The 20,918-nt window shown below is 52.2% G+C and carries 13 protein-coding genes; 5 read left to right on the top strand and 8 right to left on the bottom strand.

The features are described from left to right. Positions 1-98: 98 nt before the first annotated feature. From ACOQOZ_RS13840 to ACOQOZ_RS13815, 6 genes are all read right to left on the bottom strand, one after another. Entirely contained in the window at positions 99-1,901 is a 1,803-nt protein-coding gene (locus ACOQOZ_RS13840; protein WP_420588739.1) for a diflavin oxidoreductase, read from the bottom strand. A gap of 55 nt (positions 1,902-1,956) precedes the next feature. Then, a complete protein-coding gene (locus tag ACOQOZ_RS13835; RefSeq protein WP_420588738.1) occupies positions 1,957-7,464 on the bottom strand; it encodes a glutamate synthase-related protein in 5,508 nt (1,835 codons plus the stop codon). 360 nt (positions 7,465-7,824) lie between these two features. After that, positions 7,825-10,404 (bottom strand): PKD domain-containing protein, encoded by a 2,580-nt coding sequence (locus ACOQOZ_RS13830; RefSeq protein ID WP_420588737.1) that lies wholly within the window; start codon positions 10,402-10,404, stop codon positions 7,825-7,827. 42 nt (positions 10,405-10,446) lie between these two features. After that, positions 10,447-13,131 (bottom strand): TonB-dependent receptor domain-containing protein, encoded by a 2,685-nt coding sequence (locus ACOQOZ_RS13825; protein WP_420588736.1) that lies wholly within the window; start codon positions 13,129-13,131, stop codon positions 10,447-10,449. A gap of 129 nt (positions 13,132-13,260) precedes the next feature. After that, complete coding sequence (locus ACOQOZ_RS13820) at positions 13,261-14,214, bottom strand: FecR family protein (RefSeq protein WP_420588735.1); 954 nt, start codon at positions 14,212-14,214, stop codon at positions 13,261-13,263. A 103-nt stretch (positions 14,215-14,317) separates the two neighbouring features. After that, positions 14,318-14,824, bottom strand: a complete 507-nt coding sequence (locus ACOQOZ_RS13815) for a sigma-70 family RNA polymerase sigma factor (protein WP_420588734.1) — start codon at positions 14,822-14,824, stop codon at positions 14,318-14,320. Between the two features lie 265 nt (positions 14,825-15,089). Here ACOQOZ_RS13815 and ACOQOZ_RS13810 point away from each other — a divergent pair, with 265 nt between their 5' ends. The 4 genes from ACOQOZ_RS13810 to ACOQOZ_RS13795 are packed head-to-tail and all read left to right on the top strand — an operon-like array spanning position 15,090 to position 18,266. After that, on the top strand, positions 15,090-15,452 hold the full coding sequence (locus ACOQOZ_RS13810; RefSeq protein ID WP_420588733.1) for a potassium channel family protein: 363 nt from the start codon (positions 15,090-15,092) through the stop codon (positions 15,450-15,452). Beyond that, on the top strand, positions 15,449-16,228 hold the full coding sequence (locus ACOQOZ_RS13805; protein WP_420588732.1) for a MipA/OmpV family protein: 780 nt from the start codon (positions 15,449-15,451) through the stop codon (positions 16,226-16,228). The genes ACOQOZ_RS13810 and ACOQOZ_RS13805 overlap by 4 nt, the downstream gene beginning before the upstream one ends. A gap of 20 nt (positions 16,229-16,248) precedes the next feature. Next, positions 16,249-16,953 carry a response regulator transcription factor gene (locus ACOQOZ_RS13800; RefSeq protein ID WP_420588731.1) on the top strand — a complete coding sequence of 235 codons (705 nt, stop codon included), beginning with the start codon at positions 16,249-16,251 and terminating at the stop codon, positions 16,951-16,953. After that, on the top strand, positions 16,950-18,266 hold the full coding sequence (locus ACOQOZ_RS13795) for an ATP-binding protein (protein WP_420588730.1): 1,317 nt from the start codon (positions 16,950-16,952) through the stop codon (positions 18,264-18,266). Before ACOQOZ_RS13800 ends, ACOQOZ_RS13795 begins: the two co-directional genes overlap by 4 nt. Here the strand turns inward: ACOQOZ_RS13795 and ACOQOZ_RS13790 are convergent. Both ACOQOZ_RS13790 and ACOQOZ_RS13785 read right to left on the bottom strand, forming a co-directional pair. Further along, positions 18,250-18,963: a MipA/OmpV family protein gene (locus ACOQOZ_RS13790; RefSeq protein WP_420588729.1), complete on the bottom strand. Its 714-nt coding sequence runs from the start codon at positions 18,961-18,963 to the stop codon at positions 18,250-18,252. The genes ACOQOZ_RS13795 and ACOQOZ_RS13790 overlap by 17 nt on opposite strands. Before the next feature lie 91 nt (positions 18,964-19,054). Further along, complete coding sequence (locus ACOQOZ_RS13785) at positions 19,055-19,516, bottom strand: DUF2141 domain-containing protein (RefSeq protein WP_420588728.1); 462 nt, start codon at positions 19,514-19,516, stop codon at positions 19,055-19,057. A 189-nt stretch (positions 19,517-19,705) separates the two neighbouring features. Between ACOQOZ_RS13785 and ACOQOZ_RS13780 the strand changes: the two genes are divergently transcribed. Continuing rightward, entirely contained in the window at positions 19,706-20,764 is a 1,059-nt protein-coding gene (locus ACOQOZ_RS13780; RefSeq protein WP_420588727.1) for an alpha/beta hydrolase family protein, read from the top strand. The last annotated feature ends 154 nt before the right edge of the window (positions 20,765-20,918 follow it).

The following is a 20,918-nucleotide window of genomic DNA, read 5'->3' as shown; positions in this document are numbered from 1 at the left end:
AACAAAAAGGCGTTTAACTTTCTCAAAATAAGAGAGTTAAACGCCTTTTTTATTTAATTAAAAAACCGCTGCGAGTTTTGGTACGCAGCGACTTTTAATTAATACACGTCACGCACGTAACGTTTTTCTTTCTTCAGCTTAGCAACGTAAGCATCAGCATCATTTGGACTTAACTTACCATGTTCGGCAATCAGCTGATGCAGCGCGTCGTCCACGTCTTTGGCCATACGATACGCATCACCACAGATATAGAAATAACCACCACGCTCCAACCAGGCGAACAGTTCCGCGCCGCTTTCACGCATGCGATCCTGAACATAAATCTTCTCGGTCTGGTCGCGGGAGAAGGCCAGATCCAGTTTGGTCAGCAGACCAGACTCTTGCATGGCTTCGATTTCATCGCGGTAGATAAAGTCGTTGTCTTTATTACGATCACCGAAGAACAACCAGTTATCGCCCTGAGCACCACGAGCCTGACGCTCTTCCAGGAAGGCGCGGAACGGTGCGATACCGGTACCCGGGCCAACCATGATCATTGGCAGGTTGTTATCTTCTGGTACGGCGAAGTTTTTATTTGGCGAGAAGTAACACTTAATCTTGTTACCTTCGTTGGCCACGTCCGCCAGGAAGGTAGAGCAAACACCGTTGTGGTCGCGGCCATCCTGGTTGTAACGTACGCTGCCGATGGTCAGATGCACTTCTTCGGCGTGGGCGTTGATACTGGAAGAAATCGAATATGCGCGCGGCGCCAGTGCCTTACACAGGGCACAGAATTCTTCGATGCTGATCTCACACGGATAGGCTTTCAGCAGGTCAACACAGTCTTTGCCCCACAGGAAGTCGTTCAGTGCTTCGTTGTCGTCGTTTTCCAGCAGACGAGTCAGTTCTTCATCACCGTTACGCTCGGCCAGTTCAGCAATCAGCTCTTTGCTTGGATTACGGATCTCCAGACCTTCGGTCAGTAACTGACCCAGTTTATGTGGCACGTCGTTCCACAATACGCTGTCGTCGGTTTTAACACCGAAGTGTGCGACTACTTCGCCCACCAGATCCGGGCGGTTTTCAGCGATCACATTCAATGCATCACCGGCGTTGTAGCTTTCGCCACTGCCTGCCAGAGAGAACTCAAAATGCATGATTTCTTTACTGGAGCCTTTGCCACTGAGTACTTTTTTACAGGTCAGTTCGGCTTCCAATGGATTGCTGCGGCTGTACTTGGATTTAGCCTTTTTTGGCGCGCCACCTGCCGGAGCAGTTGTACCAGCACCTGCGTCAGAGCCTTTGGACGCGATAACCGGAACCACAGCTTCGATCCAGGCTTGAGACGGCGCTTCGAAGTCGACGTCACAATCAACGCGATCACCGATACGCTGGGCACCTAACTGCTCCAGACGCTCATCCCACAGCTGGCCAGCCACACAGAAACCGTCGTAGTTGGTGTCACCTAATGCCAGTACCGAGAAGAAGGTATTCTCCAATTTGGGCGCATCGTCGGCACTCACCGCACCCCATAACGCCTGGGCGTTATCCGGCATTTCGCCTTCGCCATAGGTACTGGTCACAATCAGCAGACGTTCCATCGCGGGCAGTTGTGCCACGTCAACGTCGTCCATATCCAGAACTACGGGCGCCAGACCCTGAGAGCGCGCGGCTTCTGCGGCTTCTTCGGCCATGGCTTCACTGTTGCCAGTTTGCGAACCGAACAGAATGGTCAGTGGTTTTTGTGCCGCCGCAGTGGGTGCCGCAGCAGCGCCACCTGCGCTGGCCTGAACCAGCATGCGGCTGTGCAGACCGGCCAGAAAACCACCCATCCACTGACGTTGTTCTTCATTGAATGGAATATCTTGCGGTAAAAACGGAACCTGCTGTGCAGTGTCCTTATTCTTGTCGCTAGAGCTCATAATGTTTCCCCCCGATTTTTGCCTGAGCAAAATCATCGATAGTTTTTAAATCTTTTTAAGCCGCGTTTGCCGCCATCACTTCCGCCAGCACATTGGCGTATACGCTTGCCAGTGCTTGTTCTAATGCCGGGAATTCCGCCAGCTCACGGTGGTTGTCATGGTCACGGGCCATAATCCACACCGCCGTACCCCAGGCACGGGTATCCCAGACTTCACGCTTGCTCAGCGACTCTTTGTAGTCACGCACGCGCTTGTCAGCCAGCAGGGCTGCCAGAGCTTCATCTGAGTATTCCGCCAGGGCTTCTTTAACGTCTTTAAACAGCTGTTCCAGTAGTTTGCGGTCTTCGCTGACCAGCAGGTGACGGGCGATGGTTTCAACATCCTCGCGTCCGGATTTCACCAGCTCGTGTTTCTCCGCGGCTTCGCGGGCACGACGCAACACCCCCATGGCGTTGGCATAACGGCAGATCAGATCGGTATCGCAGTCGCCGTAACCCGGCAGCTGACCATCAAACATGGTGCTGTTATTGCGGTAGGCTTCTGCCAGACGGCGCAGGTGCCACAGGCCCCAGCCATGGGACAATTCTTCCACCATGGCTTTGCGGTTGGACTTGGCCAGAATCTGGTCACCACAGTGATAGCTGTACAGTGCCAGCGGAATCAGCACAAAGAAGTGCTCGCGGCTTTGTTGCCAGTTATCCAGTAATTGTTGGGTCAGCTCGGAACCGGTCGCCTGCAGGTGTTGCTCCAGGTGCAGGCGCAAGACCATTTCCTGGCCCTGCATCAGCTCAGATCCATCGGCTAAGCGTGTGGCTTTCACCGAATCGTGGGAACAACGCTCTTCAATCAGGCCACTTGGATCGTACTGGTAAGCGGTACCACCACTCATACCATTACCAAAACCTTTACCGTAGCTGCCGAGGTTGATGATGCTGCCGTTGGTCATGTATTCGCAGCAGAAGTCACCCACACCTTCAACCACAGCCACTGCACCGGAGTTACGCACACCAAAACGGTCGCCAGCCTGGCCTTCAACAAACAGCTCACCGCCGGTGGCGCCAAACAGGGCGAAGTTACCGACTAATACATTGCCTTCGTCTTCACAGGTGTCGGATACCGCAGCGCCGCTGATACCGTCTCCAGCAGGAATACCACCGCCCGCATTGGTGACGATAATGCGGCCACCGCTGGAGCCTTTACCGACACCGTCGTTACAGGTGCCGCTGTGGCGCAGGGTAATACCGGAGTTATTGAAAGCGCCGAAGCTTTGACCGGCGGAGTTAGTGCTGGATACCTGCAGACTATCGTCACGCAGGATCACACGGCCATTGGCCAATACGTCAACCGCTGGGTGAGCAGCACGTTGTTCATCCGTCATCTCGTAGTTAAGGTGACGTTCCACGTCGATGGCAAACTGGCCACCAGTGGTTTTATTACAGTTGTTCAGGTTCGGGCCTTCGATGCTCAGGCTGGAAACCGCCTGATCGAAGAACCTCTCCAGCGCCTGCTCGATATAGTTGTCGTCCGGAGTAAAGTCGGCTTCCAGAGCAACGGCATCCGGCAGGTGTAACGCATCCGCCGGGCGCAACATAGCACTCATATCCAGCTGACCATTCATCGCCGGGTGATCCACTAACTGCAGCAGGTCACTGCGGCCACGAATATCACGCAAGCTGCGGTAACCCAGGCTGGCCAGAATCTCGCGTACTTCGTGGGCCAGGTTGATAAAGTACTGCGCCAGGGCGCGCGGATCACCTTCGTAAACTTCCGGGTTGGTCGTCAGACCCGCCGGACATTTCACGTTACAGTTCTTCGCCATCACACACTTCAGCATCATCAGTGCGGTGGTACCGAACTCAAAGGAATCACCACCCAACATGGCGGATTTCACCACATCAAGGCCGGTCTGGTGAGCGTTTGAACAACGCAGGATAACGCGCTCACGCAGGCCGTTTTCAGCCAGCGCCTGATGCACTTCAGCAATACCGATTTCCGCGGCACGGCCGGTGTTTTTCAGACTGGTCACCTGAGCCGCACCGGTACCGCCGGTATTACCAGCAATGTTGATCACGTTGGCGCCGGCTTTGGCGACACCCACGGCGATGGTGCCAACACCTTCCGACGACACCAGCTTCACGATCACACGTACACGCGCCGCCTTGGCGTCGTGGATCAGCTGACCCAAATCTTCAATCGAGTAGGTATCGTGGTGTGGTGGCGGAGAAACCAGTTCCACACCCGGCGTACCACCACGGGCAGCAGCAATTTCGACGTTCACTTTGGCGGACGGTAACTGACCACCTTCACCCGGCTTAGCACCCTGGGCGATTTTAATTTCAATTTCCTGCAGCGCAGGATCAGCCAGATAACCAACCCAGACACCAAAACGACCGGAAGCAAACTGCTTGATCTTACTGGCTTTTACCGTGTTGTAACGGCGTGAGTGTTCGCCCCCTTCACCGGAGTTACTCATGGCACCGGCGATGTTGGTGCCTTGTGCCACGGCTTCGTGAGCTTTGGCCACCAGAGCACCATGGCTCATGGCACCGGAGGCAAACATCGGGGTAATTTCGTGAGCCGGTTGTACTTCGGCCAGATCAATGGCACTTGGCACCGCTTGCAGGCGTGACAGCAGATCCCAGGCTTTTTTCTCGGTACTGTTTTTGGTATTGCTCTCGGCAGTTAGCTGAATGGTGTTGGCGTTCGCTTTAGCAGCGATGATGCCAGCACCTAAACGCTGTTGCAGGGCATTGAGCAGCGCTTCAGCACGCTTGGCGGTATCAGTGTCATCCGTTTTGTGCAGAGTCAGCGTAACGCTGTTTTCGGCGTCGTTAACTTCAATATCCACACCCTGGAACGCACAAACCGCATTGCCTTCCAGCGATACCCGGCTCAGTTCAGCCACAAAGTCGGCTTCAGAGGTACATACCGCCAGATTGATTGGCAGGGTTAATACATCACGAATCGTCGCAGGACGGGCATCACGCTCGGCATACATCTCTTTGCAGAAAGTACGGTAAGCCGGGGTGATTTCGAAGTTATCGATCTGCTCCGGAGTACAGGCTTCAAAACCCAGCTTGCGGTAACCGTCGTCTTCCGGAACCGTCAGCAGCGGTGCTTCTTCCTGCTCTTCGGCATACTGAATCGGCTCTTCGGTCATGTTGATAAATTCACGTACCGAAGTGGTACCGAAGCTGTGACCAGCACCATCGCTGCGTTCTTTAAACAGACCCAGCAGCGGGATTTCGTTTTCACCCTGAACTTGCGCTACACGGCCATGCCATTGAGTGGCATTGGCGGCGATATCGGCAAAACGCGCACCGCCCACCGGCGAGTGAATGTTCGGGAAGATGCGGTGTAATACCGGATCTTTGGTATCGATAAAGTTGGCTTCGAAGAACTCACCACCGATATAACTTTCGGCGGTACACAGGCCAAATTTACCCATGGTCTTCATCAGCGCTTTTTGTACCGCTTTCTGGAAGTTGTTCACCGCTTTGGCGACCGCCGCATCGTCGTTATACAACTCCTGAGCGCGGTAATAGACACTCAGTGGACATACGGCTGAGGCACCAAAACCCAGAATACAGGCGATATCGTGGGTCGAGCAGGCCTGACCGGTTTCGACAATCAGGCTGGAATTAAAACGCAGGCCTTGTTTTATCAGGCGCTGGTTAGCGGCTGAAACAACCAACAGTGAAGGCAGAGCCGCATACTGGTGGTTCACGTCGCGGTCACTGAGAACAATGATGTCCCAGTTGTTGCGCGCCGCGGCTTCCACATGGCTGCAAACCCGTTCCAACGCTTCGAGCATATTGGCTTCATTCTGCTCGGCATTATCGAAATCCGGGTGATACAGGGTGCTGATGCGTTCTACGCGCAGCGCTTTTTGTTCTTCAATCTGCAGCATCTGTTGTGGCTGCAGAATCGGCGATTGCACCACTAACTGACGAGTGGAGCCATCCGAGAAGTTTGGCTTGCGGCCCAGGGCAACACGCAGGGTCATACCGTCCGCTTCACGGATACTATCCAGCGGCGGGTTGGTGACCTGAGCAAAACGCTGGCTGAAGTAACGCGACATGCCACCTTCATCACGCGCCAAAGCGTTCGGTGCCAGGCCGTAACCCATGGCGGAAATCTTCTCTATGGCGTTTTGCAGCATGGGGTCGAGCATAAACTTGAAGCTTTCCTGGTTGAGGCTGTAGGCCACATGGCGGGCGGCAATGTTCAGCGGGCTGCTGATCTGGACGTCTGCCAAAGATTTTTCCGGCAGGTCTTCCAGATCAATATGGGCATCGGCCAGCAGCTTGGAGTAATCCGCTTCTTGCGCCAGACGCTCTAACACATCATGGGTGTATTCGATACGCTGATGTTCGTGATCGAACACAATCATGCCACCGGCTTCAATACGACCACGGCGGATAACCGTGTCAGCCGGGAAGTCGATCTGACCGGCTTCACTCATCACCGCCAGGTAGTCGTGTGTTTCAACGCTACGCAGCGGACGCAGACCCAGGCGGTCAAGGCGGGCGCCGACTTTAATGCCGTCACCAAAGATCAGTGCCGCCGGACCATCATTTTTCTCTTCGTACAGGCTGAAGTATTCCAGCATGTCACGTACGTTGTCTGGCAGGCGTTCGTCGTTTTCCCACGCCGGAGGCATCATCGCCAGCGCGGCAGTATCGATTTCCAGCTGGTCTTCGATGATACGGCGGGCCATGGTCTGGTCGAGACGAGCAGAATCCGACTGACCGTTCGGGAAGATGATGTCTTTGCCATGAGAACGGGCAATGGCGTCTTCACTCAGACGGTTCTTACGGTCGGTGTTTAACTCACCATTGTGCGCCATACGGCGGAACGGCTGGGCGAACATCGGGTTCGGCGCCGTGTTGGTGGAAAACCGGGTATGGAAAAATAAGGTGTGAATCTGGTGCTCAGGATCGTTTAAGTCCTGGAAGTACGGCACCACTTCCCAGCTGTTCAGGCGGCCTTTAAATACCTGGGTGCGTGAACTCATCGACAGCGGATAGAAGCCGTCCAGTTCCGGACGCTTAAAGGCCGGGTATTCGATGTCTTCCAGCGCGTCGTTCAGCAGGGCTTCAAACGCGGTCTGATCTTGGATATGCGCCGGGCGGGCAAACACCAGCTGGTGGATGACCAGCTGGGCGGCAGCACTGGCTTCGTTCAGTGCATCCGGGTTAACCGCCACATCGCGCCATAACAGGATATCCAGCTTATGCTGGGCGAACACCTCGCGCAGAATCTTTTCAGCTGCATCGTGCTGAGTTTCATCACGTGGATAAAAGAAGTTAGCAACGCCAAATTCACCGGGTTGCAGATCAGGATTGCCAGTCAGGTGGCGATAGAAATTAAGGGAAATATCAACGTTAACACCGGCACCATCACCAATGCCTTCAGCGTTGAACCCACCACGGTGGGGAATCTTGCATAACGCCTGATGGGCGTGTTCTAACAGTTCGTGGGTCTGGAGGCTGTGTTTGTGGGTGATAAAACCAACACCACAGCTTGAGTAATCCAGATCCCGATCAAATAAATAACGCATCGGCTATATAACTCTCGTCTGGCAGCTCAGCCCCAACCTCAGACACCCGGTGTCAGTGGGACTAACTGGTTGAAATATATAGTTTTAACAACTGCATCAGGGTTGCTTAACCGCCTTAAAAATATCCACCTGAAAACAAGGGCCGTGCAGGATACACATTGAAACATTTAATCGCAAATGAAAATTGTTTTCATTATCAGGTCTGCCTGTGGCTCACAGAGCATGGCGAATCATGGACGTCAGTTGAGAATCAGCGGCAGGAGGCGGCCGGGAAAAGAAAGATGTGATCAGCCAGGCCCCGGAGGCCTGGCTGATCAGTGGTTGAGTCAATGGCTGTATCAATAGCCGGTATTGCGGCTGTTACTCAACCGTACGTCGTGGATCCCACATGTTTGGCTGATAGCTGAAGCTCCAGCCCGGCATTTCGGCAATTTCGAATGCCCATTCGACATCACGAGTGACATTGCTTTCATAGCGGAAAGGATCATCGCCCGCTTTACGGAACTGATTAACCGGCATATCGGCTGGTGTGGTAATCATCAGGTCAAAGGTGACAGTCTCCCCTTTTTTGATCACCTGGCCTGCCGTCAGACCTTTAAAGCTGGCGATGTAATCGTCCTGACCACCGGCATTCAGGTTGGTGATGGTGTAATCACGATCTTTCGCGCTCAGGCTATAACGCTTGATCATATAAGCACGGCTGCTGCTCAGCCCGGTGATGCTCAGCTCAGAGCTACCACTGCGAGCCTTATGCTGGAACGGGAACAGTTGATGGCGATAGGCACCGGCACTGCGTGCTTCCACTTCATCATGTTCAGCCGCCAGGGCATCTTCCAGCAGCAAGGTCGGGTAGTTGTCCGGGGTTACCGCCGGAATGTTAAAGACCACAGCTTCGGTGGTATCAATGCCGTCGGATGCCAGTAACTGCAATTCATAGTTGCCAGCGGTATCCGGCGAGAAGCTGATATTGCTGCAGGTCCATTCGGAAATCGCCAATACACCCTGGTACCAGTCTTCCCGTGTCGGGTAAGCACCCTCAGCACGGATCTGATAACCATTGGTGCAGTTTGGCCCGGAGGTTGGGCCGGTAACGCTGTGTGGATACATGCTGCTGCCTTGTGGGCGGCTGGTTAAGGTCCATAGGTAACTTAACGGATCGGCGTCCGGATCGAAGGCGTCACTGTGCACACTGATAAAGGAGTTCAGTGCGGTATCCGCCAGCTGGGTGTTGCGCTCACTGTCGTATTTAAAGGCCAGAGCGTTTTTCGGATAAATCACATAAGGCTGCTGGCTGTCATAAGCGCTCGCCAGTTTCGGGCGCAGTATCGGCAGATTGTTCTTTGTTTTGGCTAAAGCACGAACCACGGCCTTACCGTTTGCATCACTGCGTGCGCCATGGCTGTCGGTTACGTACATCTCAACTGCATACGGGCCAGCAACATCGGCAACCAGTTGCGGGTTAGCGGTATCCGTTTTGGTCAGGGTGGCGTTACTGCCGTCTGGTTTGTCGATCAGCTGCCAGTGCCAGCTGATGGCATTGTCGTCCGGATCTGTGCTGTTGCTGCCATCAAATGTGATGGTCTGGCCAACACCGACACCACCACCGGCACCTGCCAGGCGGGCACTATGTTGCGGAGCACGGTTGGCACCGGTACGGGCGGTGAATGTTTTAACGTCGGGCTCACTCCATTTGCCATTCACCTGTACCCGCAGCTGAATCTTGTATTCCCCGGCGGGTTGCAGTGACATCACAATGGCGTACGGATTCTGGTACATAACGCCAGCGGTGTTAAAACCATCCGGGTAAGACAGGAAGGTCCATTCGGCGTTTATATTGCCATTCAGATCCGAGAAGCTGGTTTCACGGTCGTAGCTGCCGTTACCGGTCAGGTACAACATATCTCCCAGTTCAATATCATAGGTGCCACTGGTAAAGCCCGGATCAATCATGGCTACCGGTGCACTGTCCACATGATTCGCTGGCAGCGCTTTGACCGTAATTTTCTGGCTGACGGTGCGGCGAATTGTGCCGTCATACACCGCCAGCTCAATGCTGTAATCGCCGAAACGATCCGGAGTGAAGCTAATCTGCTCACCTGCGGTTGCGCTCAGGTTAACGTCCGACCCTTCTGGCCCACGTGCTGACCAGCGGTACTGCAATGCATCGCCATCGGCATCGGTGGTTGCGCTGGCGTCGAGTGTCACAGGAGTACCCAGTACCCAGTTATCAGCGTTGCCGCCAGTGACAGTCACTTTGGGGTTCGGCATGGCGTTCACTTCTGACGCCATCACGGTAACCTGTGCCACCGGGCTGACTTTATCGAGGTATTTCACTACCAGTTCTAATTGATAGTCACCCGCCAGGTCGGCGGTAAAACGTGGCTGTGCCAGGCTTGCGTTATCCAGTTTGGCGACGCTGTTTTCCGGTTTGCTGGTCAGCGTCCACTGATAGGTTAATAAACGCATATCGCCATCGGTTGGTGGCAGGCTGTTAATGGCATCCAGCTGCACCTGTTGACCCGGCACAGTACCCACCTGTTTCAGAGTAACGGCGGTTGGATTCGGGTTGGTTGCGGTCAGTTGTTGGCAATCCGGTGCACTGCTGGCTTTGTCATCAGTGACGGTCAGACACAGTTGATAGTCACCGGCGAGATCTGCACTGAAGGTTGTTTGGGCGGTATTGGCGGCAACCTTGGCCTGGCTATTGGCCGGTGCGGTTTTGACCTGCCAGTTCCAGCTGCGAATGCTGCCATTCGGCGAGGTGCTGGCGCTGCCATCGAGGCTGATGGCCTGGTTGATATCGCTGACCGCAGCCGACAGGCTGGCTTTAGCCCTAGGTGGCACAACGGTATCTTTTTTGTCGTCACTGCCACAACCGGCCAGCAACAACACCAGCGAGCTGACCAGCCCGGTGGTAACAGGTGAAAAGTGTTTCATCATGCAAACATTTCCTTTTAATAAAACAAACAACGGAGTTTGAAACTAATAACTGAAGGTGAGGCCCAGCCGCGCGGTGCGTCCGGGAGCGGGCACCAGGCCGAGGCTTAAGGCATCGAGGTAGTACTGGTCGGTCAGGTTGTCGACATTCAAATCGACGCTGAACCGCTCGGATGGCTGGTAACTGAGAAAGAAATCCAGCAGGCGGTAGCTGTGCCAGGCGATGGGCAATAAACGCCCTTGCTTGGTGGCATCATCATTGTCTGGTGTTGAGTTGCGTTTCCCCATCCAGGTAAAACGCAGTCCCAGCTCCAGTTCACGGTTGAACCAGCGACTCCCCAGGGTGGCGCTGGCGTTATGATTTGGTGGAATCATGTTATTGACGTAGCTGTTGGCGACGCCGTAATCGTTACAGCGTTCCGGGCGATAACTGCCGAAATGACAGACTTCGATATGGTCGTAATAGGTGAAGCCAAATTTTGTGAACAGCCAGTCGATGTCGTACTCACCACTGATTTCCGCACCATGTAACTCCAGGCTATCGATATTGCGACTGACGAAGGTGTTTTTACGCGCGTCTTTTTCCCACTGGTTGGGTGAGGTACGGGTCAGATAGTCGTTGGTGCGGTTACGAAAATAGGCCAGCTTCAGACGCAAGCGGTCGGCGTTCAGCAGCAGGTTATCGCGCATCACATTCAGGCCGATTTCCTTGTTATAGGTATGCTCGGGTTTCAGGCCGACATCCAGCGCGGGCTGGGTGGAAAAACCGGCTGAACTTTCGAACAGACTAGGCATACGTAAGGCTTCGGCGTACCTCAGATAGAGCTGTAGTCCCGGTGCAAACTGCCAGGACAGACTGGCCAGTGGCGCTGAGCCGGAGAAGTTATTGCTGTATTTCAGCGTACGGCAGGTATCTGTGCCGGGAATCAGCTGACAAAAGTCACTGCTGTCATCAACCCTGATTGGTTTATTGTCTTTAACATCGAAGCGCGTATGACGCAGACCAAACGATAGCGTCAGGTTATCCATAAGCTGCCAGTCGAGATTGATAAAGGCACTGTATTCGCGGCGTTCGCCATTACGGCCAAACTTATCCTGCCCTGGTGTTGGCTGGGTATCGATGTGCTCCCGCTGCCACGACAGACCATAGTGAAACGCCAGCTCCGACCAGCGGTTACGGTTGCTGATATCGCTGCCCCAACGCTGGTAGTCTTCAGTTTCTGCCAGGCCGTTGGTGAAAGTCTCGCTGTAACTGTGGTTGGTGCTTTCGGTATCCGTGTGCCACAGATTGGCTTCCAGATCGAGCCAGTCACTGTCTTGTGATTGCTGGTTATAACGCAGGGTGTAAGTGTCGGCGTTGACCTGACTTCCCGGTGTTTGTCGTACCTGGCCAAGCCACAACAACTGTGACGGCATCAGCTCGCCGTAGGTACTGTCGTAGTTCTGCCAGCCAAGCTTGAGGGTTTGGTAATCGCTCAGGTAGAACACCCCTTTCACCAGGCTGGAGGTGCTTTCGTAGTTGGTATTGGCGATCATTTCTTCGGCACGGAAGCGGCTGGCGCCTAGCAGCTCTGGAATCACTTCGGTGTAGAAGCCTTTAGCCACCTGATTGGACAAATCCAGCTTGGGTGCTGGTCCGTGTTTACCGGCGAAATAGTTACCCTGCTGGCGGCGGGCATAAGCCAGGATCAGGTCCATCTGATCGAAGCGTTTGGCCATTGCCAGACTGCCCGCCCAGCTGCGCATATCGAGCAGATCCGGACGACTGAAATTGTCCTGGGGGCCAAAGGCTTTGCGAATATCATAATCACCGCTGCACAGTGATTCGGTAACGCAATTGATTCGATACGACTGATCACCAGCATCGCTACGGGGGTTAAGACCGGATGGTGTGCCGGGATCGACGGCGCGGCTGGTGCTGTTGCCTATCACACTGGTTTTCAGACGGATGGCAAAATCGCCGTCATCGGTGATCAGATCACTGGCTTCCAGCGTGCGGATGTTAACCACCCCGCCGGTGGCACCGGTGCCCTGTGCCGACATCTCCGGACCCTTGTGGATATCAACGCCACCAATCAGATCCGGGTCGATGTAGGTGCGGCTGGCAACGCCGGCGTAACCTCGATACACAGTGGTTTCCTGGCGACTACCGTCCAGTAACACAGGCACCCGACCCTGGCCCTGCATGCCGCGGATATTGATGTCGAGGCCGCCCGAGTTACGGTTTTCTCCGATTAATACGCCACTCTCGCCCTGAAAAATATCGCCGACCGAGCTGCCGCGAAAACGCTGAATGTCTTTCTGGCTGATATAACTGGCTGAAGCCGGGGTCTGATACGGCTGATCAAGCGCCGCTGCCTCGGCTCCAGCCTGCACCTTTACCGCCGGTAAAACCGTCAGCTGGTCATCCTGCTGGCTATTGGCAATCACAACCGTGTGACCGGCGCTGATAAACCAGCTCAGGCCGGAACCCTTTAACAAACCATCCAGTGCCTGGCGCAAGCTGAGCTCACCGGCAATGGCTTGAGACTGTTTACCATTCAGCGCTTCGCTGTCGGCCGATACCTGATAGCCGCTCTGACGGGCAAATAAATCCAGCGCCATTGGTAACGGCTGGGCCGGAATATCAAAGCGGAAATTGCTCGCCAGGCTGGTGGCTGCACACAGGCAGGCAGTCAGCAACAGGGTGATGAATGTGAGATGACGTGGGCCGGTAAACGCACCTGTCATTGTTAATACCTCATAATAATTAATGCGAAGCATTCGCGTTATGAGGTATTAACGAGTAGCCCGGCGTTTTTTTTCGCCGTGTAGCAAAATTATTTGGCTAATCGGGCGAAATTTCGCAGAGCAAAGGGGTCAGGAGCGGGTAATGATGCGCAGATATGGACTGATGTGGATAACTTCTGCGCCGTATGGACGAACCAGTGCATCGAGCGCATCGTCGATGTGTTGTAGCTGATACGAGCCGGTAACGCGCTTATGTTTTAACTCGTCATGTTGCAGCACAATCAGCCCGGAGTAATAACGCTGTAATGACGCGATGACGTCGGCAACCGGGCGGTTATGCACAAACAGCCGCTGTTCGCGCCAGGGGGCCACCAGTTCACTGGCGAGCTGTTGTGTCTGCATCTCACCGCTGGCGTTGATATTCAGTAATTGACCGGGGCGAACCTGCTGTTGCTGCTCTCCCTGACTGACCGCGACCAGTCCGCTGGCAACACCGACGTAGGAGTGTTCGTTGCCTGCTTCAACGTCAAATTCGGTACCAAGAACTTTTACCTGCAGTTGGTTGGACGTCACCACAAATGGTCGTTGTGGGTTATGGCTGACCTGAAAATACGCCTGGCCCTTTAGCAGGGTAACGGCGCGCTGCTGTTGCTGGAAATTAACCGCCAGTGCACTGTCGGCGCCGAGGTAAACCTGACTGCCGTCTTCCAGTGTCACCTGCTGGGTTTCGCCTTTTCCGGTGATGGCATCGGCCTGCCAGTACAGTGCCAGCCATGGCCACATCACCACAACCAAACAGGCAGCAATTGCCGCTGGCAGCCAGCGTTGCGGCCTGATGGATAAGGTGTGTAATTCGCCGCGCTGGGGCTGAGTTTCTGGTTGTGGTAACTGCCCCATCAGCTTCCAGGCACGCAGAGTTTGTTGCCAGATTCGCTGGTGTTCATCCGATTGCTGTAACCAGCTGGCAAACGCTTCCTGCTGTTGCTCGCTGGCGTCACCATTAAGAATCAACAGCCAGTCTGAGGCTTGCTGGTGAATAGATTCCGCATCTGACGCTGATGGTTGGTTGCTGTGCTGTTCCATAATTAATTCAAGCGGGTCCGTTACGGTTAAAACGATTGGCCAGGTATTGTTGTTTCATTGTGTTCTGCCCGTGACTGCGTTGGCATCGGGGTTTTGATTGACGTCATGATGCTGGCTCATCAAGCGCCTGGCTGATTTTACTCAGAGCATTGCGGATCAGGCGGTGCACCGTTGCTGGCGATACCTCAAGGCGACGAGCGATTTCGGTCATACTGTGCCCGCCAAAACGATGCATTTCAATTGCCCGACGCTCGCCTTCCGGTAGGCGGCTGATGACATCGGCGATACGCTGCAGCTCATCGTGTTGCGAGGTCATATCTTCCGGGCTGGTGGCCGCCATTGGTTCCAGCCAGCTGACGCGATCGGCGTCCTGATGGCGGTCTTCCATGGCCGAACGGCGCACCAGATCAATCGCCAGATTGCGCACCGTACGATACAGATAGGCAATGGCATTCTGGGGTTTATGCTGCTCTTGAGGCAGAACTTTGAGATAGGCTTCCTGGACGATGTCTTCCGCTCTGGCACGACAGCCGGTAATGGGAGTCGCGTAATTCACCAGGGCATCCCGGTGACTGAGGTAGGTGTCCAGCTCTTGGTTATCGCGTTTCACAATACAACCAGATCCGCGCAGGAATAATAAAAAATCATGAGCAAATGATAATGAATATCATTTGTGAGTAAACCTGTTTTTATCTACAGATACAAAAGTCAGCAACTGGTAACAGTTTGTTCTGATCGCTGGTTTATCCGCATCGGTGGTAATTTCTGGTATTTTCAAATGATGGCTGGCATCGGGTTACAGCGGCACAACATTCGGAGTGCCAGGGTGAGCGGCTGTGTTATTCATTAATCTTTGTGATCTGAACTGAAACCGTATGGCTTTTACCTGGACGTTTATCGAAGTGTTTGCTGCAGCACTGTGGCTGATTTCACCGGTACTGATTTTTTTATCGGTGATTGTGTTGTTGTTGAGTCAGTTGGCTGGCCGCGTTGAAAACTGGAAAGCGTTTGACGCTTTTTATTGGGGCATCGTCACCGCGACCACCGTTGGTTATGGAGATATCCGGCCACTACAGCCGCTGTCGCGATTAATTTCTCTGGTCATCGCCATTGTTGGTTTAACCTTTACCGGCATCTGGGTGGCCATTGCCATCGAAGCAACCACCGCGGCATTTGAACTGCACACAGATCCCCAAGTCATCGAACAATTAAAACAAGAATTTGAGCCAGGCCGATGAGACGATTCATATTAATGTCATTACTGCTGAACAGTATGCATACCCAGGCTGAGCTGGAAGCCGGTATTGGTATTGGTTATGCGCATGTGCCGGATTATCTCGGCAGTGATGAAGCTGAAGATTACGTTTTACCTTTCCCGTATATCCGTTACCGCAGTGAAAAGCTGAACATCGACCGTAATGCCATTCAGGGGAATTTGTGGCACTCAGGAAACTGGTCGCTGGAGCTGAGTTTTGGTGGTGCCATCCGGGTGGAGAGTGATAAAAACAAAGCCCGCGAAGGCATGGACGATATCGACTTTATTGGCGAGGCTGGCCCGGCACTGCATTATTATTTTCGCGGTGATCGTAATAACGATAATGCGCTGTTTTTAATTTTGCCGCTGCGTTCGGCGGTGAGTACCGATTTCACATCGGCGGAATTTCGTGGAGCAACATTTAACCCTACGTTACGCTGGCGCCGCTCTTATATGATGGATCGGGTAGAGGTACGACCACAGCTCAGTGTGGAATTACGTTCAGCGACGGCGGCGTATCACGATTATTTTTATGGCGTGGAACAAAAATTTGCCACTCCACAGCGGCAACAATATTCAGCAGAAAAAGGATTTGGTGGTTATGGTGTCAGCTACAGTACAGCTTTGGTCTGGGATCATTATTTATTAGCCGGATTTATCCGTTATGTTGATGTGTCCGGTGCCAGCTTTGCTGACAGCCCACTGGTGCTACAGAACACTAATTTGTTTTTTGGAGTGGCTGCCGCGTATTTATTCTGACGTAATTCGAGTAGGGATGCATGAACGTAAACACGCAACAAAAGATATTGCTGGTCGAGGATGATATCAGTCTGTCGCGCATGATTGCTCATGCATTGAGAGATCAGGGATATCTGGTAGAGACTGCCAGTACCGGGTTACAAGGACTAAAAGCAGTACGCGAGCAACAACCCGATATCTTATTGCTTGATATGATGTTGCCACATTTCACCGGACTGGAATTGTTGTCAAAAGCATTGCCTGAGTATCAGGGGATTGTGCTGATGATGACAGCCAGTAGTCAGGAAAACCTGGAAGAAGTGGCATTTGAGATTGGTGTGCATGATTTTATTCAGAAGCCGGTTCGCCCACATATTCTGTTTGCCAAACTCAAAGCGCTGACCCGGTTGGTTCAGGGAGCGCAGCCAGAATCCGCAAATGGGAAACACCTTCAGGTGCAAAATCTTTTACTGGATAGCGATGCCAGACAGCTGTTGATGGATGACCAGCCGTTATCGCTAACCGATGCAGAATACGCCATTGCTGAATATTTTATGCGTAAACCAGGCCAGGTACTGCAGCGCAGTGATCTGGTGGCTGCGATTCGTGGTATCGAATATGACGGCCTTGATCGCGCCATTGATATGCGGATTTCGACTTTACGCAAAAAAATGAGCGATTTATCTCCACCGTATAAATACATTAAAACCATTCGTGGTCAGGGCTATATGTTGTCGCAATCATGAATTTTTTTGGACGGTTATTCTTATATTTCACGCTGGCACTGATGTTGGGTGTTTTATTAGCCGTTGTGGCATTTGATCAGCTGTATATCACTGCCGTTGCTGAAGAAGAGCTGATGCGTACTACGGGAATTTTACGTCTGGTGCAGGCCTTCCCGGTGGCGGAACGCGTCGCACAACTGGACAGTTGGCAGGGTCAATTTGGTTATCTGATGCAGATTGTCCCTGTACAGGAAACCTTACTCATTGACGATGTTCAGTTGTTGCTGATGGCCCAGGGTTATTGGGCTGACGTTGTCAGTGGTTGGGCTGCGGACGATGTGACGGTGTATTACTGGCTGTCAGATATGCAGCAGGCTTTGGTGCTGACCAAGCAGTATCAGACTCAGGCGACTCATCATATGTACAGCAATGGATTATTTTTTATGATGTTGCTGGTTCTTGCTTTATTTCTTGGTCGGTATGTTTATCAGCATAAGCGCCATATCGACCAGTTGCTGCAAACCTATTCAGCCTATGGCAACGGCGATTTTAATCAGAGAGCTGATGTATCGATGCCACAGCCGTACACTCAGCTAGCGTGTAATTTTAATCAGATGGCTGAACAGATTGCGTCTTTGCTTGATGAGCATAAGCTGATGGTAAATGGCGTTTCTCATGACTTAAAAAGCCCGTTAGCACGACTGCGTTTTGCGCTGGATATGACCCGTGGCTGTGACTCTGTTGCCGGGCTGCGACAATTTATCGAACAAATGGATAATGATCTGGATGATTTGTCGGATTTATTGGATGACTGGTTGCTGTATGCCCAGATTAACAGCAACGCGCTGCAACTGAACCAGAAGTCGTGTGAGCTGGAGTCATTGGTCAATAATATCCTCGCTAATCACAGCGGTGCTTACCCAACACTGAATGTTGTTTTTTCCAGCGACAAAGTGAGCGCCGATGTCGATAAAAAACTGTTTTCACGTGTGATTGAAAACCTGCTGGTAAACGCGTTTAAATTTGCACAATCTCAGGTCGTCATAGAGATTCGCAGTAATGCCGGCCGTTTCTCGCTGTCAGTCTGTGATGATGGCCCTGGTATTGGCGATGAAGATAAAGAGCGGGTTCTGCAGCCTTTTGTGCGACTGGATAAAAGCCGCACCACACAGGGGGGAGGTTTGGGTCTGGCGATTGTTAAAAACCTGACTGAGCGCCATCAACTGAAACTGAATATCTGTGACAGTGAAATGGGAGGAGCCTGCTTCATGATTTCCGGCTTATTACGTGCAAATGAGCGTGGCTCCGGTGAAACGACTAAAATCGATAATTAACAGCCAGACTGCTGTTGATGCTGTTTTTCCGATCAACTAACGGGCTTGCTGTGATGTTTTTGCCAAGCTGGGTAATACTGCTTTGCAGATATAATTTCCAGTGACGTGACATGGAGTAACGTAACTCCAGAGAAGCACCATAATTCGTTGTACTTTTTCCCTGATAAAAAGGCCGGTCGGAGCGAACTTCTGGTGTTCTGACACCGTAATAATAGTCGACCAGGTCATCACTCATCCGACTGATAAAAAGACTGGGCGTAATGCCGATTTTCGGGCCTTCCAGAGGAAAGGCGTAGAGCAGTGATAACTCGTTACCTTTATGGGTACTACTGATGTCATACAGCCATTCAACTCCGGTGAAACCAAAATCACCCAGATAATAATTGATGCTGAAACCGGCATCTAAACTCTCATTACGCTTTTCAATGCCAACGGTTTTATCGCTGGTCTTATCACTCAGGTTTTGTAAACGAAAAGCGGCGATGGTATCGACCCACAGATTACTGGTTATTGGCAGGTGGTATTCTGCCCGGATTGTGGTGACGGTCCAGCTGTCGCTGTTATAGCGTACCAATGGCAGCAAATAAGACTGTGTATCGCTGTTGATGTATTCACCTGATGAATTGGCGGCCACCGCTCCGACACTGAAATCACCCGCATGTAACAGGGTCGGGCATGTTATACACAGAAACATCATAACTATTCGACGGCAACTAATTGCGCATAGCCGATGTAATTTTTTTACCAGATTCATAACAGCGTCTCCTTAATTTAATGAACGACTCGGGTTATTGCAGGTTGATAAAAACCTGGGCTTTATCGCTGTCGAATTGAAAAGCGCTTTGTTCAAACGTTGGCGAATCGTTATTACTTAAATCAATACTACTAATTGCCAGCTTTTCAGTTGGAGCTCCAACAAAGTTCTCATCGAGGTCCTGATTATTATTTTCATCATGAAAAATAAATAATGCGTAATTGCCATGCTTCAGATCGTTAAAATGACAATAAGCTTTTTGTTGCTGAGGTGGCTGGCGGCAGGTGCGTAACGGCGGTTGTTGATTCGAAAACTGTTCTGCAGTTTCCAGCAGGCTGACATCTACGACACCATCGTCGCTGGCCGTTGCGTTTACAACGACAATCAGCTCGCCGAAAGTGCTGGCCTCCGATGTGTTGTTTTCGTTGGCATACAGCGAGTGTGATGACAGTAATAATCCTGCGGTGGCTACTATCGCGGCAGAAATCATCTTCATTCGTTTGTTCCTTTATTGCATTGAGTCGTTGTTTCACAGCATGGCTGCTGCGATGAATATTCAGTGTATGAAGAGGTTTGCCAGCCTTCAGTAAGCCTTTGTAAGAGCTCAGGGGTGAGGCGTATCTCTGCGGCTTGTTGCTGCATACACTGTTTGCCAGTGATGAGTTAACGCAGGAGTGCATTCACCATGTCGAAGTCGGTAAAAATCAGTCTGGTATTTTTTCTTAGTGGATTGTTCGCCATTCTGGTGTTGTTTGATACGCCTTACCGAAGCCGGGACATTAGCTTCCAACACCATGATTATTCGCTGGCGGGTTCGTTGTTACTGCCTGAAAATACAGCCGGGCCCTACCCTGCGGTGATTTTTGTTCATGGTGATGGCCCGTTGGGTCGCAGCAGCGCCGGTTATTACCAGCCCTATTTCGATGCTTTGACCGATGCTGGCTTTGCGGTGTTGTCGTGGGATAAGGCCGGTGTTGGAGAGTCGGGTGGTAACTGGCTGAAGCAAAGTATGTCTCAGCGCAGCACAGAGTTGCAGTCGGCCATTAGCTGGTTGCGCAAACAGCGGGATATTCAGGCCGAAAATATTGGTTTAATTGGCTTTTCTCAGGCGGGATGGGTATTGCCAGAGGTTCTCGCAGAAGACCAGACTCTGGCCTTTGCGGTATTTGTATCAACCGCGATTAACTGGTTACAACAAGGCGAGTATCAGACCCGACAACGGCTTAATTCTCTGGCGCTGTCACAACAGCAAATTCAGCAGGCACTGGACTATAACCGCAAGGGTGATGAGCGATTATTAGCGGGTATGAATTACCCGGAATATCGTCAATGGCGTCAGCTGAATGAGCCGGACTTTTATCAGGGCAGTGAAATGTCGGCAGCACGTTTTCACTTTGTCAGTCGTAATGTGACTGCTGATGCGCGTGAGTATTTACCTCGAATCAGCCAACCGGTACTGGCATTGTTTGGCGCATCGGATAGCGTTGTTGATGTACAGCAAAGTGCAGAGGTTTATGCACATCATCTCGGAGGTGTGTTTAAACACCGGGTTTATCCACAAGCAGATCACGGACTATTCCGCGATGAGATTTTTGCCGGTCAGGCCAAAGACACGCTCTGGTTTGCTTTAAAGATGAACTGGTTAGGAGGAGAAGGCCTGGCTGATGGCGTGATGACAGAGCTTGTTACCTGGTGTCAGCAGCATATCAAAGCAGACGCTACTCAAGCGATGGTAAACCCATGACACGTGAGCTCGTTTTCTTGCTTCGGCTAACGGCAGAAATTACAGGTATCTGTTTATTATTTTCGATCGCAAATGGACGGTTTGAGTTTGCCGCAACCAATTGGACAGCTGTTGCATTCTTCTGGATGATCTATGCAACCTCAGAAAGTTATTT

This window comes from Bacterioplanoides sp. (genome assembly GCF_965219715.1).
Lineage (GTDB): Bacteria > Pseudomonadota > Gammaproteobacteria > Pseudomonadales > Oceanobacteraceae > Bacterioplanoides.
The sequence above is the reverse complement of the archived record's forward strand: the minus strand, read 5'-3'. Positions and strand labels throughout refer to the sequence as shown.

What these genes read in the sequence shown, in the direction of transcription:
- ACOQOZ_RS13840 (WP_420588739.1), bottom strand. Translation starts at nt 1,901, where the DNA reads ATGAGCTCTAGCGACAAGAATAAGGACACTGCACAGCAGGTTCCGTTT.
- ACOQOZ_RS13790 (WP_420588729.1), bottom strand. Translation starts at nt 18,963, where the DNA reads ATGATGTTTCTGTGTATAACATGCCCGACCCTGTTACATGCGGGTGAT.
- ACOQOZ_RS13780 (WP_420588727.1), top strand. Translation starts at nt 19,706, where the DNA reads ATGTCGAAGTCGGTAAAAATCAGTCTGGTATTTTTTCTTAGTGGATTG.
- ACOQOZ_RS13795 (WP_420588730.1), top strand. Translation starts at nt 16,950, where the DNA reads ATGAATTTTTTTGGACGGTTATTCTTATATTTCACGCTGGCACTGATG.
- ACOQOZ_RS13810 (WP_420588733.1), top strand. Translation starts at nt 15,090, where the DNA reads ATGGCTTTTACCTGGACGTTTATCGAAGTGTTTGCTGCAGCACTGTGG.
- ACOQOZ_RS13825 (WP_420588736.1), bottom strand. Translation starts at nt 13,131, where the DNA reads ATGACAGGTGCGTTTACCGGCCCACGTCATCTCACATTCATCACCCTG.
- ACOQOZ_RS13835 (WP_420588738.1), bottom strand. Translation starts at nt 7,464, where the DNA reads ATGCGTTATTTATTTGATCGGGATCTGGATTACTCAAGCTGTGGTGTT.
- ACOQOZ_RS13800 (WP_420588731.1), top strand. Translation starts at nt 16,249, where the DNA reads ATGAACGTAAACACGCAACAAAAGATATTGCTGGTCGAGGATGATATC.
- ACOQOZ_RS13830 (WP_420588737.1), bottom strand. Translation starts at nt 10,404, where the DNA reads ATGATGAAACACTTTTCACCTGTTACCACCGGGCTGGTCAGCTCGCTG.
- ACOQOZ_RS13805 (WP_420588732.1), top strand. Translation starts at nt 15,449, where the DNA reads ATGAGACGATTCATATTAATGTCATTACTGCTGAACAGTATGCATACC.
- ACOQOZ_RS13820 (WP_420588735.1), bottom strand. Translation starts at nt 14,214, where the DNA reads ATGGAACAGCACAGCAACCAACCATCAGCGTCAGATGCGGAATCTATT.
- ACOQOZ_RS13785 (WP_420588728.1), bottom strand. Translation starts at nt 19,516, where the DNA reads ATGAAGATGATTTCTGCCGCGATAGTAGCCACCGCAGGATTATTACTG.